The organism is Streptomyces sp. CNZ301, assembly GCF_004217425.1.
On sequence record NZ_SHLG01000001.1, the window covers coordinates 5,518,241 to 5,533,426 of the forward strand.

Here is a 15,186-nt window from a genome sequence, read left to right on the forward strand (position 1 = left end):
CCGCTGCGTTACGTTCGACGCGTGAACGCCTCCGCATCCGCCGGTCCCCCTGCCGGCCGCATCGTCCTCCTCACCACCAGCCACCGGGTGGCACCCGGACTGCTGTCCTGGCCCGCCTGGGAGGCGCTGCGCACCGCCGACCGGGTCCTGTGCCAGGACCCGGGCCACCCGCAGCTGCCGTACGTGCGCGAGGCCGGGATCCACGTCGCCACCGGGGCCCTGCCCAGCGCCCGCGAACTGGTCGAGTCGTCCGCGGAGGGCCGCACGGCCGTCGTGATCGCCGCCGCCGAGGGCGAGCCGCAGCTGACGGACGGACTGGCGGCGCTGGCCGGTTCGGGACGCGCGACGATGCCCGAGCTGGAGCTGCTGCCCGGTTCGTACGACCTGCCCGGCGCCCGGCTCCTGGACCTCGTCCAGGTCATGGACAGCATCCGCGCGGCCTGCCCGTGGAGCGGGGCCCGGACTCACGAGGGACTGGTCAAGTACGGCATCGAGGAGATGTACGAGCTCGTCGAAGCCATCGAGGAGGGCGACCGCGGTGCCCTGTGCGAGGAGCTGGGGGACGTGCTGCTCCAGGTCGTCTTCCACGCGCGCATCGCGCAGGAGGACCCGGAGGAGCCCTTCTCCATCGACGACGTGGCCGCCGGCATCGTGGAGAAGCTGATCCACCGCCACCCCCACGTGTTCGGGGAGGAGCAGGCCAGGACGGCGGAGGACGTCCGGGAGCACTGGCTCCGCACGAAGGCTGCCGAGAAGCGCCGGGACTCGGTCACGGAGGGGATTCCTCTGGGACAGCCCGCGCTGGCGCTGGCCGCGAAGCTGGCGCAGCGGGTGCGGCTCGGGGGGCTGGAAGTGCCCGCCGTCACGGCTCCCGGGGCCGGCGGCATCGGCTACGAGCTGCTGGCGCTGGCCGTCCGCGCCGAGGCGGAGGGGGTCGATCCGGAGACGGCGCTGCGGGTTGCGGCCCGTACCTACCGTGACGAGATCCGCGCGGCGGAGGGCCTGGACGCGGAGGACGCGAGTCTGGACGGGCACGACGCGAGCCTGGATGCGGGGGACGCGAGCCTGGGCGGGCACGACGCGAGCCTGGACGCGGGGGACGCGAGCCTGGGCGGGCACGACTCGGGCCGGGACGCGGGGGACGCGAGCACCGGCACCGAGTGACGAGTGAGAAGCCGGCCCGGGGTGAATGGGACCAGTGCCGAGTGAGACACCTGGCACCGGGCGAGAAGGCGGGCACAGAGTGAGAGCGGCATCACGTTCCGCGCGCAGGTCCGGTGCTCGCGGGACGTGCGCCGAGCTCGGGGGGACGCACCGGCATAGCGGCCGTGGCAGGGGTACTCGCCCTCCATGTACGCAGTGCTGCACGCCGCAAACCAGCCGCTATCGGTCCTCGCCGCCGAGCACGACCTGCTCGTGGGCATCGCCCCGCTCGCCCTGGGGCTCCTGATCGTCGTCGGCCTGATCGCCGCCGTCGCCTACGGCATCCGCATCCGGGCCCGGGGCGACCAGCGCCCCTCCAGCCCGGGGGAGCAGGGCCCCGAGGAACCCCTGGAGTACGAGACGAGGCACCGGGTTCCCGACGAGGTGCCGCACGACGGCGAGCGGCGCATGCCCTACGACCTGAAGGACTACGACTCCGACAGCCACCCCGGCGAGCACGAGAGGCCGCCGCAGAAGTGGGACCCGGGCAGCAGCGGCTCGTTCGGCAGCGGCGGCCCCGGGCACACCTGACGGACAGGCCCAGCCCGCCCGGTACCACGGCGGAACCGCGGCCGCCCGGCACCACGGCGGAACCGCCCCCGCCCGGCAGGCCGACGGACAGGCAGCCCGAGAGCCCCGGCCCCGGCCCCGCGGTCCGCGGATTCCGAACCGGACCCGGGGCCGGGGTCTTCCCATGCCCCGCACCGCGAGCCGGACAGCACCCGTTAGCGTCGACGCGTGCAAGACGAGACCAACTCCCACGCTCCGCCCGTGCCCCCGCTCTTCGACTGGGAGTTCGCCGCCGACCCGTACCCGGCCTACGCGTGGCTGCGCGAACACGCGCCCGTACGCAGGACCGAACTGCCCAGCGGCGTCGAGGCATGGCTGGTCACCCGCTACGCCGACGCCCGGCAGGCACTGGCCGACCAGCGGCTGAGCAAGAACCCCGTGCACCATCACGAACGTTCCGCGCACGGCAAGGGCAAGGTCGGCATTCCCGGCGAACGCAGCGCCAACCTGATGACGCACCTGCTCAACATCGATCCGCCGGACCACACCCGGCTGCGGCGCCTGGTGTCGAAGGCGTTCACGCCCGCCCGCGTCTCCGAGTTCGAGCCGCGCGTAAGGGAGTTGACGGACCGGCTCATCGACGGTTTCGCGGCACGCGGCGAGGCGGACCTCATCCACGAGTTCGCCTTCCCCCTGCCCATCTACGCCATCTGCGACATGCTCGGCGTACCGGCGGAGGACCAGGACGACTTCCGCGACTGGGCGGGGATGATGCTGCGCCACCACAAGCCCGGCGAGCCGGGCCCTCCGCGCGGCGGCGTGGGCCGCGCCGTGAAGAAGATGCGCAACTACCTCGCCGAACTCATCCACCGCAAAAGGGAGAAGCCGGGCGACGACCTCATCTCGGGGCTCATCCGCGCCAGCGACCACGGTGAACATCTCACCGAGAACGAGGCCGCCGCGATGGCCTTCATCCTGCTCTTCGCCGGCTTCGAGACGACGGTCAACCTCATCGGCAACGGCACGTACGCGCTGCTCGGCCACCCCCGGCAGCGCTCCCTGCTGTGCGACGCCGTGGCCGCCGGCGACGACCGGCTGCTGACCACGGCGGTGGAGGAACTGCTGCGCTACGACGGCCCCGTGGAGATGGCGACCTGGCGCTTCGCGACCGAGGCGCTCGAGATCGGAGGCGTGCGGATCGCCGAGGGAGAGCCGGTACTCGTCGTACTCGCGGCAGCCGACCGCGACCCGGCGAAGTTCGCCGATCCGGACGTCCTGGACCTGGAACGTCGCGACAACCAGCACTTGGGGTACGGGCACGGCATTCACTACTGCCTCGGAGCGCCGCTGGCGCGGCTGGAGGGCCGTCTCGCCCTGAGTGCGCTGCTGCGGCGGCTGCCGGATGTGAGGCTCGCCGTTCCGCCGTCCGCCCTGCGGTGGCGCGGTGGCCTCATCATGCGCGGACTGCGCACCCTCCCCGTCGAGTTCACGCCCGAGCCGGGCGACGGGTGACGATGTGCGACAGGCGTGACGGGACATCACGGGTGTGACTTTCACGTGATGTACGCGACACCACCTTGTGATGATGAACGCCCGGCAGCTACCTTCGGGCCGCGGCCGCGCGACCCGCCACTGAGCGAATCGGCATTGCGCGGCCCGCGGCAAGCAAAGGCGCACCACGCCCCGAACCACCCCCGCACCACGCCGGCTTCACCACCCGCCAGGTCCGTGCCCCACGAGAGGTCACCCCGTATGCCGCCCTTGTTGTCCGGGAACGGACGCCACCGCCGCCCGCGTCAGGCCCCCAACTTCGTGGTCGCGGCAGGGGTGACGGGAGCCGGCCTCGCCCTGCCCCTTCTCGGCGCGACAGCGGCGAGCGCGGCGGACAACTCCACCTGGGACGCCGTCGCCGAGTGCGAGAGCGGCGGCCTGTGGAGTGCCGACGAGGACAACGGCTACTACGGCGGGCTCCAGTTGGATCAGGAGACCTGGGAGGAGCACGGCGGCACCGAGTACGCCGAGCGGCCCGACCTGGCGAGCCGTGACCAGCAGATCACCGTGGCGGAGAGCGTCCTCGACGAGGAGGGCACGGACTCCTTCGGCGACTGCGCGCAGAGCGCCGGGCTGTCCCAGGATTCGCCGGACTCGCCCGACGTCGACCCGGACGGTTCCGGCGATGTCGTGGACGGGCCCGTCGCCGAACGCCCGTATCCCACCGTCCCGTCGACGGAGGAGCCGGAGGACGGGAGCGCCGCACCGGACCCGGACGCCTCCGCCGGACCGTCCGAACCCTCCGGCTCCGCCGGCCCGTCGGAGTCCGGTGACCCGTCCGAAGAGTCCTCCGGTTCGTCCGGCCCGTCCGGTTCCGGGGGCGACTCCTCGTACGAGCCGGGCGGTTCCGCCGGTTCGGGGGTGGGTGGCGACGCGGACGAGCGCCCCTCCCGTGACGGGACCGACGGCCGCGACGGAGCCGACAGCGGCGATGCCGGCGAGGGTGACACGGGCGGCCAGGACGGCAGGGACACCGAATACCGCGTCTCCCAGGGCGATTCGCTCTACACCATCGCGGACGAGCAGGACGTGGACGGCGGTTGGCGCGAGCTGTACGAACGCAACCGCGACGTCGTCGGCTCCGACCCCGGCCTCATCCTGCCCGGCCAGGAGTTGCGTCTCTGACGGCGTCCGCTGCGCCGGCTGCACCGAGTGCGCCGCGCTGAGGAGTCCCGCCTCCCACCGTGGCGGTTCCGGTCTGTTCTCCGGGCGGACGGTCCCGCAGGGCCGCCCGCCCGCCTTTTCTTCCCCTGCCAAACAAATTACGGGGAGGGCCGGAGCACCCCTGAGCAGGGCTCCCTCGCTCCCTGTCACCGGCTGTTCCCCAGCCCGACACGACGGGCCGACTTGGGCACCACCCCATGCCCGTTAGGCTCTGGGCAGTAAGCCAGACACTTCACGAAGGAGATCCTCGTGCCGTCCATCGACGTCGTCGTAGCCCGCGAGATCCTCGACTCGCGAGGCAACCCCACGGTCGAGGTAGAGGTCGGCCTCGACGACGGCAGCACCGGTCGTGCTGCCGTTCCGTCGGGCGCCTCGACCGGAGCCTTCGAGGCACTGGAGCTGCGCGACGGTGACACGGGCCGCTACGGCGGCAAGGGCGTGGAGAAGGCCGTGCTCGCGGTCATCGAGCAGATCGGCCCGGAGCTGGTGGGCTACGACGCGACCGAGCAGCGCCTCATCGACCAGGCGATGTTCGACCTGGACGCCACGGCGGACAAGTCCTCGCTCGGCGCCAACGCCATCCTCGGTGTCTCGCTCGCCGTCGCGCACGCCGCCTCCGAGGCGTCCGACCTGCCGCTCTTCCGCTACCTCGGCGGTCCGAACGCGCACATGCTGCCCGTGCCGATGATGAACATCCTCAACGGCGGCTCCCACGCCGACTCCAACGTGGACATCCAGGAGTTCATGATCGCGCCCATCGGCGCGGAGTCCTTCTCCGAGGCGCTGCGCTGGGGTGCCGAGACGTACCACGCGCTCAAGGGCGTGCTGAAGGAGCGGGGCCTGGCCACCGGCCTGGGCGACGAGGGCGGCTTCGCCCCCAACCTGGGCTCCAACCGCGAGGCGCTCGACCTGATCGTCGAGGCCGTGCAGAAGGCCGGCTACACCATCGGCCAGGACATCGCGCTCGCGCTCGACGTCGCCGCGTCCGAGTTCTACAAGGACGGTGTCTACTCCTTCGAGGGCAAGGACCGCACCGCCGCCGAGATGACGGACTACTACGCGGAACTCGTGGACGCCTACCCGCTCGTCTCCATCGAGGACCCGCTGTACGAGGACGACTGGGCCGGCTGGCAGACCATCACCGAGAAGCTCGGCACCAAGGTGCAGCTCGTCGGCGACGACCTGTTCGTCACCAACCCCGAGCGGCTCTCCCGCGGCATCGAGGACGGCGCCGCGAACGCCCTGCTGGTGAAGGTCAACCAGATCGGTTCGCTCACCGAGACCCTGGACGCGGTGGAGCTCGCCCAGCGCAACGGCTTCAAGTGCATGATGTCCCACCGCTCCGGCGAGACCGAGGACGTCACCATCGCCGACCTGGCAGTGGCCACCAACTGCGGCCAGATCAAGACGGGGGCGCCCGCCCGCTCCGAGCGTGTCGCCAAGTACAACCAGCTGCTGCGCATCGAGGAGATCCTCGACGACGCGGCCGTGTACGCCGGGCGCAGCGCCTTCCCCCGCTACAAGGGCTGACCGCAGCTCCGCGGCCGGCAGTGCCCAAGTCGCGGTGCCCGACCGGCCGTCGCTGCGCCCGTCCCCGCCGCCGTTCCCGTACGGTGGCGGGGGCCGCCCGGCCGCCGGGAGCAGCACGCGCACAGACGGTGTGCGGGCGTGAGCCGGGGCGCGGCGGCGCACGGACAGCTGAGAAGGGGACAGGGGAGGAACGTGCCCGCGGATCGCTTCTCCACCGCGACCAGACTCAGGGCGCTCGGCACCCGGGCCGCCGAGCGCGTCTACCGCGCCCGCGGCCGGAGCGTGCGTGCTCCGCGCCGCAGCCGCCTCACGGGCAGAGCCGCGGTGCTCGCCCTGGTGGTCTGCTCGCTGGTCGTCGCCCTGGCCTACCCCATGCGCCAGTACGTCTCGCAGCGCACCGAGATCGCCGAGCAGCAGCGCCAGGCGGAGCACGCCCGCAAGCAGGTCAAGCGCCTGCGCGAGGAGCGTGCGCGCTGGCGGGACCCTGCGTACGTCGAGCAACAGGCCCGCAAGCACCTGCACTTCGTCCGCCCCGGCGAGACGGGTTTCACCTTGCCGGACGGGACCGGCGCCGCGCACAGGCCCTCCGACCGCGGCTCCGACCGCGCCTGGTACCAGAACCTCTGGGACGGCGTGGACAAGGCCGACAGGGCGCAGCGGGGCGGGCGGGCCGGGCAGAACGCCGGGGGAAGCGGCCTGTCCGGCGAGGGCAGCTGAGCCCCGCCGAGCCCCGCTGAACTTCCTTCCGCGCGCGGGCCGTTCGGCGCCTCCGGCGTGAACGCCGCCTCGAAGACCATCCGTAACGTCACCCGAGAGAGTCCCGCACCGATGGAAGAACCTCCGCCGCAGACCGAGCCCACGCCGCCCACGGATGCCGATGTGGCGGCGTTCAAGGCGCAGTTGGGCCGTCCGCCCCGCGGCCTGCGCGCGATCGCGCACCGCTGTCCGTGCGGCCTGCCCGACGTCGTGGAGACGGCACCGCGGCTGGAGGACGGTACGCCCTTCCCCACCACGTACTACCTGACGTGCCCGCGGGCCGCCTCCGCCATCGGCACGCTGGAGGCCGAGGGCGTCATGCGCGAGATGACGGCACGCCTGGCAGAGGACGAGGAACTGGCCGCGGCCTACCGCGCGGCCCACGAGGACTACCTCGCCCGTCGTGACGCCATCGACGTGCTGCCCGGCTTCCCCAGCGCCGGCGGCATGCCGGACCGCGTGAAGTGCCTGCACGTGCTCGTCGCCCACTCCCTCGTCGCCGGCCCGGGAGTCAACCCCCTCGGCGACGAGGCGCTGGCGATGCTGCCGGAGTGGTGGGCCAAGGGCCCCTGCGTTTTCGTCCCCGGTGACGGGGAGCACGACGTGAACGAGGGCACGGACGACAACCCGCACGAGGACGCAGAGCGGCAGGACGACGCCGCGCGCGGCTGACCGTCCGGCAAGCACCGGCTCGGACGCGGACCTCCCGGTGCGGATCCGCCCGGTGGTGGCCGTCCAGGTGCGGTTCCCGGCGGCGGTCCCGGCGGGCGCCCGCCCGTACGCGCATACGCTGGGGGCGACCCGTCGTGTGAGGAGCTGAGGAGAGCGCATGCCCCGTGTCGCCGCTGTGGACTGCGGTACCAACTCGATCCGGCTGCTGGTCGCGGACACCGACTCCGCGCAGGGTGAACTGAAGGACCTCGAAAGGCGGATGGAGATCGTCCGCCTCGGTCAGGGTGTCGACCGCACGGGACGTCTCGCGCCGGAGGCGCTGGAGCGCACGTTCGCCGCCTGCCGCGACTACGCGCGGGCCATCGAGCAGCACGGCGCCCGGCACGTGCGTTTCGTCGCCACCTCCGCGTCCCGCGATGCGGAGAACCGGGACGAGTTCGTGCGGGGCGTCGTGGACATCCTCGGGGCGCAGCCGGAGGTGATCACCGGCGACGAGGAGGCACAGCTCTCCTTCACCGGCGCCACCAGGGAACTGACCGGGCGCCCGGACCTGGACAAGCCGTATCTCGTCGTGGACATCGGCGGAGGCTCCACGGAGTTCGTCGTCGGCGACGACTCGGTGCGGGCCGCCAGGTCCGTCGACGTCGGCTGTGTGCGGCTCACCGAGCGCCACGGCATCTCCGGCCCCGTCACTGCCGGCCTGCGCGCGGCGATGCGGGCCGACGTGTCGGCGGCCCTGGACGAGGTGGAGCGGAGCGTGCCGCTGGCGCAGGCCCGCACCCTCGTCGGCCTCGCGGGCACCGTCACGACCGTCGCGGGTATCGCGCTGGGTCTGGACGCCTACGATTCCGCCGCCATCCACCACTCCCGCATCCCGCGCGAGCAGATCGCGGAGATCGTGGAACGCCTGCTGACCTCGACGCACGAGGAGCGGGCGGCGATCCCGGTCATGCATCCCGGGCGCGTGGACGTGATCGCGGCCGGCGCCCTCATACTGCTTGTGATCATGGAACGTACGGGGGCGGCGGAGGTCGTCGTCAGCGAACACGACATCCTCGACGGCATTGCGTGGAGCGTCAGTTGAGGCCCGGCGGCCCTCACTTGAGCGACGCCGGACTCCTTTGAAAGGGTGTCCCGGGACCTCTCGGAAGTCCTCCGGGAGAAGTCTCGTGAAATAATTCACGTGGAAAACCGCCTCGTCGGACGCACATCACACCCGTAGGGGCCCGGTAAAGAGCTCCGGGGCGGGCGGGCGGCTGTGAACGCCGTATTCCAGCCACGTGAAGGGTGGGGTGCCGCTTCGGGGCCGTTCTCGTGGCGCGGACGATAAGCGCAGCTCACGGCGGGGATGACCGCTTCACGGTCCCAGCCGGAGGATCAGGCGTCGCAGAGGCTCCGGCACGAGGCCGCGGAGTGTAGCAGGGGGTGCGGCCATGCTTGTGAAGCCCCTCACGAGGTCACCCCCCGGGGCGGGTGGATACTCGATGGCATGAGCACCACGGAGCGTCCTCGAATCCTCGTAGTGGGTGGCGGGTACGTCGGCTTGTACGCCGCACGGCGCATCCTGAAGAAGATGCGCTACGCCGAGGCGACGGTGACCGTCGTCGACCCGCGTTCGTACATGACGTACCAGCCGTTCCTCCCGGAAGCCGCTGCCGGCAGCATCTCACCGCGCCACGTCGTGGTTCCGCTGCGGCGTGTGCTGCCCAAGGCCGAGGTCCTCACCGGCCGTGTGACGACGATCGACCAGGAGAGCAAGGTCGCCACGATCGCGCCGCTCGTCGGAGAGGCGTACGACCTGCCCTTCGACTACCTGGTCATCGCCATGGGCGCGGTCTCACGGACCTTCCCGATCCCCGGACTCGCCGAGAACGGCATCGGCATGAAGGGCGTCGAGGAGGCCATCGGGCTGCGCAACCACGTGCTGGAGCAGCTGGACAAGGCCGACTCGACCAACGACGAGGACGTTCGGCGCCGCGCGCTGACCTTCGTCTTCGTCGGCGGGGGCTTCGCGGGCGCCGAGACCGTCGGCGAGGTCGAGGACATGGCGCGCGACGCGGCGAAGTACTACCCGAACGTCCGGCGCGAGGACATGCGCTTCATCCTCGTCGACGTCGCCCCCGGCATCCTGCCGGAGGTCGGTCCGAAGCTGGGCGAGTGGGGACTCGAGCACCTCAAGAGCCGCGGTGTCGAGTGCTACTTGGGCACCTCGATGAAGTCCTGCGTCGGCGGTCACGTCGAGCTCAGCAACGGCCTCGAGGTCGACTCCAGCACCATCGTGTGGACGGCGGGCGTCAAGCCCAACCCGGCGCTGGCCCGCTTCGGACTGCCGCTGGGCCCCAAGGGGCACGTGGACGTCGACGCGACCATGCAGGTCCGCGGCTCCGGCCACATCTGGGCCGCCGGGGACAACGCCCAGGTTCCGGACCTGGCCGCGGGCAAGGACGGTGCCTACTGCCCGCCGAACGCGCAGCACGCTCTGCGGCAGGCGAAGGTGCTGGGCGACAACATCATCTCGGCGCTTCGCGGCTTCCCGCAGCGCGCCTACAAGCACGGCAACAAGGGAGCTGTCGCCGGACTCGGGCTGCACAAGGGCGTCGCGATGATCGTCGTCGGCAAGACCCGGATCAAACTCAAGGGGCGCCTCGCCTGGTACATGCACCGCACGTACCACGGCCTCGCCGTTCCCACCTGGAACCGCAAGATCCGCGTCTTCGCGGACTGGACGCTCGCGATGTTCCTCAAGCGTGAGGTCGTCTCCCTCGGCGCGATGGAACACCCCCGCGAGGAGTTCTACGAGGCCGCCTCGCCCGTGACCGCCGCCGCGGCGGAGGAGGCCGCGGCCGAGCGCAAGACCCGGGTCAAGGAGAGCCGTGCCGTGAACCACCGGGAAGAGGCCAAGGCTTCCTGAGCCTGCCCGTGAGGTGATCCGCGAAGGACACCGAAGACCTCCGCGAAGGGGGCGTCCGCCATCCGTGGGGCGGGCGCCCCCTTCGCGGTTCCCGCACGGACCTCGCACTCTTTCCGCGAGGTGACGCGGCGACAAACCGGTGTGTGAGTCGGCATGGTTCGCACGACAATCGTGTTGCATATACGGGGTTCCACCCCTTCCGTATGGAGGTGTGTGCAATGACCGATGTCGCGTCACGACTCAGCGCCCTCATCGAACGGCTCCTCGGCGCGCCTCTCCCCGTCCGCATCCGCGCCTGGGACGGCAGTGAGGCCGGACCGGCCGGCGCTCCCGTTCTCCGCGTACGCCACCGGCGCGCGCTGCGCCGCGTCCTGTGGCGGCCGGGCGAACTGGGCCTGGCCCGCGCCTGGGTGGCCGGGGAGCTCGACACCGACGGGGACGGTGAGCTGTACGGGCTGCTCGACCGGCTGGCGGGCCTGATGTGGGAGAAGAACGAGAGCGAGCGGGAGCCCTCGCCGAGCCGGCTGCGCGCCGCTCTCGACCGCGTACGCGACCCGGGTGTACGCGCCGCCGTCCGTGAACTGCTCGTGCTCGGAGGCACGTTGCCGCCGCCGTCACCGCCCGCGGAGGAGCGGCGCAGGCGGTTGGGTGTCCGGCACACCCGCAGCCGCGACCGCCGGGCCATCAGCCACCACTACGACGTGGGCAACGACTTCTACCGGCTCGTCCTCGGCCCGAGCATGGTCTACTCGTGCGCCTACTGGAAGCCCGCGGCGGCGGGGCAGACCTTCACGCTCGAGGACGCCCAGCGCGCCAAACTCGACCTGGTCTGCCGCAAGCTGGCGCTGCGTGAGGGGCAGCGGCTGCTGGACGTCGGATGCGGATGGGGCTCGCTGGTGCTGCACGCGGCGCGCGAGTACGGGGTGCGTGCCGTCGGCATCACGCTCTCGCAGGAGCAGGCCACGTACGCCCGCAAGCGCGTGGCGGAGGAGGGGCTGACGGACCGTGTGGAGGTCCGCGTGCAGGACTACCGCGAGGTGCGCGACGGACCGTACGACGCGATCTCCTCGATCGGTATGGCGGAACACGTCGGCCGGGAGCGCTACCGCGAATACGCCGGCGACCTGTACGAGCTGCTGCGGGCGGGCGGGCGCCTGCTCAACCACCAGATCGGGCGCCGCCCCGTGAGCGACGAATCCGCCTACGAGGTCGACGAGTTCATCGACGCGTACGTCTTCCCGGACGGAGAGCTCGCTCCCGTCGGGCAGACGGCCTCCGTGCTGGAGGAGGCGGGGTTCGAGGTGCGCGACCTCGAATCGCTGCGCGAGCACTACGCGCTGACGCTGCGCGCCTGGGTCGCCAACCTGGAGGCGGCCTTCAGCGAGGCCGCACGTCTCAGCTCGTACGGACGTGCGCGGGTGTGGCGGCTGTACATGGCCGCTTCGGCGCTCGCCTTCGAGCACAACCGGATCGGCATCAACCAGATCCTCGCGGTCCGCACCCCGCCCGGCGGCGCGTCGGGGCTGCCGCTGCGCACCAGGGAGTGGCGCGCGGTGTGACGGTCGTGAGGCGTGACCGGAGGGGGTGCACCGCCACCGGTGTACCCCCTCCGGTCACTCGGCGGTCTCGTCGCCGAGCACGAGCACCTGGATCGCGAGCACCGCGGCGCCGCGTGCCCAGTCGTGGAAGTCGGAGACCTTCGTCTCCAGGTTCACCGGGTCGGCGTGCGGATTCGTGTGCGCTTGGATGGCGTCGAAGACCGCGTCCCCGGCCACGTCCATCAGCCCCACACCCTCGCCCGCGAGCAGGATCTTCTCCGGCAGGGCGAAGTTCGCGATGTGCGAGATGAGGATGCCCAGTGCGCGGGCGGCCTCGCCGATGACGCGCGAGGCCGCCGGGTCCTTCTCGCGGGCGTGCCGCAGGATCTCCTCGTAGCCGAGGGAGTGGCCGGTGGCGGCGCGGACCTGGTGCTCGATGCTCTGGACGGTGAGCAGCGAGGCGGCGCTGCCGCGTTCACCTTCGGGGGTCAGCGGGCCGGACGGGTCGAGGATCCAGCGCTCCGCCGTGCCGTGGTAGTCGTCGGAGGGGCGGACGGCCTCCCCGTTGATGACGAGCGTGTAGCCGATGCCCGCGCCGATGGTCAGGACGGCGAAGCGGTCGAAGCCGCGCCCGGCGCCGAACCATGTCTCCGCCTCGACCAGCGCCGCGACGTCGTTCTCCACCACCACCGGCAGTCCGGTCCGCTCCTCGAGAAGGCCGGCGAAAGCCACCTCGTGCCAGCCCAGGTACGGGGAGTCGACGGCCACGGACCGTCCACGGACCGGGCCTGCGAGGCCGACGCCGATGCCCGCGAGATGCGGGAACTCCTCGGCGAAGGACCGCACGATCGAGTGAGCGACATCGGCGACGGCATCGGGCTCGGAGGAGCCCAGCTTGCGGTCCTCCCGTCGGACCACGGTGCTCTTCAGAGTGGTGACCACCCCGTAGACCATGTCGCCGGTGATCTTCAGACCCACGAAGTGCCAGGGCTCGGTGACGATGTCCAGCGGACGCCCCGGGCGGCCCTGCCCCGCTGTGGTCGCCGGCGTGAGCCCCTCCAGCAGCAGGCCGGAGTCGATCAGCGGCTTCGCGAGACGCGTGAGGCTGCCGCCGGACATGCCCAGCTGCCGGGCGATCTCACTGCGGGAGGTCGGGCCGTTCTTGAGCACCTCGATGGCGACCGCGCGCTCCGTGGGAGTCAGCGGCCTCCAGCTCGGGGCCGACCCACCCGAACTGCCCGGACTCTTCGAACCGTTCAATCACAGCCTCCGCGACGGTACTTGGACGTGGGGAATCTCAGCCTATGCGAGCCCCGGTTAAGTTCCGTGCAGAACTATACGTGCTCGATTTCGGCACGGAATCTTCCGTGTGAGACGCCTTGACACTCACAATAACTTCCACGTAGAAGTAAATCCATCGAGATGAACCCCTGAGGCGGTGCGGACGAGGAGGTCTGCCGGTGGCCGTGATCAAACCGACGACTGCGAGCCCGGCCCCGGGACGTGCTCCCGGAGAAGCCCGTACGGCTCTCCTCTTCGTCGCCCCGGCGATGATCGGGTACCTGGCCTTCCTGGTGTGGCCGACGCTGCGCGGCGTCTATCTGAGCTTCACCAGCTTCGACCTGCTCTCCCCGGAGAAGTGGGTGGGCCTCGACAACTACCGGCGCCTCGTCAACGACCCGGTCTTCTGGGACTCGCTGGGGGTGACCCTGCACTACGTCGTGGTCAACATCGGCGTGCAGACCGTCGTCGCGCTCCTGATAGCCGTGCTGATGCACAGGCTCACCAGCTCGACGGTTCTCCGGGGGGTCGTCCTGGCTCCCTACCTGGTCTCGAACGTCGTCGCCGGCATCGTGTGGCTGTGGATCCTGGACACGCAGCTCGGAGTCGGCAACGAGATCATCGAATGGCTCGGCTTCGAGCGGATCGCCTTCTTCGGCGACGCCTCATGGGCCATACCGACGATCGCTCTCGTCAACGTGTGGCGGCACGTGGGCTACACGGCGCTGTTGATCTTCGCCGGACTGCAGTCCATACCGCCGACGGTCTATGAGGCGGGCCGCGTCGACGGCGCGAGCGAGTGGCGCATGTTCCGCTCCATCACCCTTCCGCTGCTGCGGCCGATCCTGTCGCTCGTCCTGATCATCACGGTCATCGGCTCGTTCCAGGTGTTCGACACCGTCTCGGTCACCACCGACGGCAAGCCCGCCAACGCCACCAACGTGCTGCAGCTGTACGTGTACGACCTGGCGTTCGACCGCCTGCAGTTCGGCTACGCCTCGGCGATATCTGTGGCCCTGATGCTCGTACTGACCGCCATCACCGTCTTCCAGTACCGGCTGATGCGCGCCGGCCGCTCGGACCTCGGCTGAGAAGGGAAGGTCCGAAGTGACGGCAACGATGACGCATGCGGGGACCGGCAGCGAACCGGAGACCCGCGGGGAGCCGGCCGGCCCGAAGCGAGAGCGGCGTCCGCTCTCGTGGGGGCGTGTGCTGGCCTGGGCGGCGATGGCCGGGGTCACCCTGATCACGCTGTTCCCGTTCTACTGGATGCTGAGGACGGCCCTGTCCACGAACACGGCCCTGGCGCAGGCGCCTGCCTCGCCGCTCCCCGTCGACTTCAGTCCTGGCGGCTTCCTCAGGGTCTTCGGGCTGCAGAGCACCGAGGAGGCGCTCGCCGAGGGAGGGTCAGGCGGCTCGCTCGACTTCTGGCGCTACCTGGCGAACTCGGTCGTGGTCGCCACGCTCGTCACCTTCTTCCAGGTGTTCTTCGCCGCGATGGCCGCGTACGCCTTCGCCCGGCTGCGCTGGCGCGGGCGGGACGCGGTGTTCGGCTTCGTGCTGGGCGGCCTGATGATCCCCGCCGTCTTCACGCTGCTGCCGAACTTCGTACTGATCAAGCAAACCGGCCTGGTGGACAGCCTGTTCGGCATCGCGACGCCGATGGTGTTCATGACGATGCCGTTCGCCGTCTTCTTCCTGCGTCAGTTCTTCCTCGGCATATCCCGCGAGGTGGAGGAGGCCGCGCTCATCGACGGGGCCGGGCGGGTCCGCGTCTTCTTCCGGCTGATCCTGCCGATGTCCACGGCTCCCGTCGCGACACTGAGCATCCTCACCTACATCACTGCCTGGAACGAGTACTTCTGGCCGCTGATGGTCTCCTACAGCGGCAGTTCGCGGGTGCTGACCGTCGCGCTCAGCGTCTTCCGTTCGCAGACCCCGCAGACGGGCACCGACTGGGCCGGCCTGATGGCGGCGACCTTCGTCGCCGCGCTGCCCATGGTGCTGATCTTCGCCTTGCTGGCGAAACGCATCGTGAACTCCATCGGCTTCAGCGGCATCAAGTGAAGG

The 15,186-nt window shown here is 70.9% G+C and carries 13 protein-coding genes; 12 read left to right on the forward strand and 1 reads right to left on the reverse strand.

The features are described from left to right. Positions 1–21 precede the first annotated feature (21 nt). From EV375_RS23740 to EV375_RS23785, 10 genes are all read left to right on the forward strand, one after another. Positions 22–1,164: a nucleoside triphosphate pyrophosphohydrolase gene (locus EV375_RS23740; protein ID WP_130301423.1), complete on the forward strand. Its 1,143-nt coding sequence runs from the start codon at positions 22–24 to the stop codon at positions 1,162–1,164. Between the two features lie 186 nt (positions 1,165–1,350). Then, a complete protein-coding gene (locus EV375_RS23745; protein WP_130301424.1) occupies positions 1,351–1,734 on the forward strand; it encodes a DUF6479 family protein in 384 nt (127 codons plus the stop codon). A gap of 207 nt (positions 1,735–1,941) precedes the next feature. After that, positions 1,942–3,225: a cytochrome P450 family protein gene (locus EV375_RS23750; protein ID WP_486588673.1), complete on the forward strand. Its 1,284-nt coding sequence runs from the start codon at positions 1,942–1,944 to the stop codon at positions 3,223–3,225. A gap of 252 nt (positions 3,226–3,477) precedes the next feature. Next, positions 3,478–4,389, forward strand: coding sequence for a transglycosylase family protein (locus EV375_RS23755; protein ID WP_486588674.1), 912 nt, complete (start codon positions 3,478–3,480; stop codon positions 4,387–4,389). A 288-nt stretch (positions 4,390–4,677) separates the two neighbouring features. Continuing rightward, positions 4,678–5,958, forward strand: a complete 1,281-nt coding sequence (eno, locus tag EV375_RS23760) for a phosphopyruvate hydratase (protein WP_055484325.1) — start codon at positions 4,678–4,680, stop codon at positions 5,956–5,958. Positions 5,959–6,150: 192 nt separating this feature from the next. Beyond that, positions 6,151–6,675, forward strand: coding sequence for a septum formation initiator family protein (locus EV375_RS23765; protein WP_130301425.1), 525 nt, complete (start codon positions 6,151–6,153; stop codon positions 6,673–6,675). 111 nt (positions 6,676–6,786) lie between these two features. Further along, positions 6,787–7,386, forward strand: coding sequence for a DUF501 domain-containing protein (locus EV375_RS23770; protein ID WP_130301426.1), 600 nt, complete (start codon positions 6,787–6,789; stop codon positions 7,384–7,386). 157 nt (positions 7,387–7,543) lie between these two features. Beyond that, positions 7,544–8,470 carry a Ppx/GppA phosphatase family protein gene (locus tag EV375_RS23775; protein WP_130301427.1) on the forward strand — a complete coding sequence of 309 codons (927 nt, stop codon included), beginning with the start codon at positions 7,544–7,546 and terminating at the stop codon, positions 8,468–8,470. 405 nt (positions 8,471–8,875) lie between these two features. Beyond that, positions 8,876–10,297, forward strand: a complete 1,422-nt coding sequence (locus tag EV375_RS23780; RefSeq protein WP_130301428.1) for an NAD(P)/FAD-dependent oxidoreductase — start codon at positions 8,876–8,878, stop codon at positions 10,295–10,297. A 218-nt stretch (positions 10,298–10,515) separates the two neighbouring features. Then, positions 10,516–11,856 carry an SAM-dependent methyltransferase gene (locus EV375_RS23785; protein ID WP_130301429.1) on the forward strand — a complete coding sequence of 447 codons (1,341 nt, stop codon included), beginning with the start codon at positions 10,516–10,518 and terminating at the stop codon, positions 11,854–11,856. A gap of 54 nt (positions 11,857–11,910) precedes the next feature. Here EV375_RS23785 and EV375_RS23790 read toward each other — a convergent pair whose 3' ends face one another. Then, positions 11,911–13,095 (reverse strand): ROK family transcriptional regulator, encoded by a 1,185-nt coding sequence (locus tag EV375_RS23790; RefSeq protein WP_130301430.1) that lies wholly within the window; start codon positions 13,093–13,095, stop codon positions 11,911–11,913. Between the two features lie 206 nt (positions 13,096–13,301). Here EV375_RS23790 and EV375_RS23795 point away from each other — a divergent pair, with 206 nt between their 5' ends. Together EV375_RS23795 and EV375_RS23800 are read left to right on the forward strand one after the other, a co-directional pair. After that, positions 13,302–14,207 (forward strand): carbohydrate ABC transporter permease, encoded by a 906-nt coding sequence (locus EV375_RS23795; RefSeq protein WP_486588778.1) that lies wholly within the window; start codon positions 13,302–13,304, stop codon positions 14,205–14,207. Positions 14,208–14,235: 28 nt separating this feature from the next. Next, a complete protein-coding gene (locus EV375_RS23800; RefSeq protein ID WP_130302083.1) occupies positions 14,236–15,183 on the forward strand; it encodes a carbohydrate ABC transporter permease in 948 nt (315 codons plus the stop codon). Positions 15,184–15,186: the final 3 nt, after the last annotated feature.